We start from the raw sequence: 584 nt of genomic DNA, 5'->3' as shown, positions 1-584 counted from the left end.
GGCAGCGACCGCCGGCAGAGCAAGCCGCGGCATGACGCGGGAAGAGAAGAAAGTCATCTTCGCTTCCTCACTCGGCACCGTTTTCGAATGGTATGATTTTTATCTCTACGGCACCTTGGCGGCCTCGATCGGCGCTGCGTTCTTCACTCAGTATCCTGAAACAACGCGCAACATCTTCACGCTGCTGGCTTTCGCCGCAGGCTTCCTCGTGCGCCCGTTCGGTGCGCTGGTATTCGGCCGCATCGGCGATCTCGTCGGCCGCAAATACACTTTTCTCGTCACCATCCTGATCATGGGTCTGTCGACCTTCCTGGTCGGCATACTTCCTGGCGCGGCCAGTTGGGGCATCGCGGCGCCGATCATCCTGGTTGCGCTGCGCATGCTGCAGGGACTGGCGCTCGGTGGCGAGTATGGCGGTGCCGCGACCTACGTCGCCGAGCACGCGCCCGACGATCGTCGTGGCTTCTATACGTCATGGATCCAGACGACGGCCACGCTCGGCCTGTTCCTGTCGCTGATCGTCATCCTGACCGTGCAGAATTCGCTGAGCAAGGAAGACTTCGCGGAGTGGGGCTGGCGCATTC

Annotated in this window: 1 protein-coding gene; it reads left to right on the top strand. The window is 61.6% G+C overall.

Annotated elements, in window-relative coordinates; all coding sequences use genetic code 11:
• Positions 1–31: 31 nt before the first annotated feature.
• The coding region (locus EOA86_RS37580; protein WP_128345888.1) for an MFS transporter at positions 32–584 on the top strand (553 nt) is incomplete at its 3' end.

This window comes from Mesorhizobium sp. M5C.F.Ca.IN.020.32.2.1, assembly GCF_004023105.1.
GTDB lineage: Bacteria > Pseudomonadota > Alphaproteobacteria > Rhizobiales > Rhizobiaceae > Mesorhizobium > Mesorhizobium wenxiniae.
This window is presented reverse-complemented; position numbering and strand designations above follow the sequence as displayed.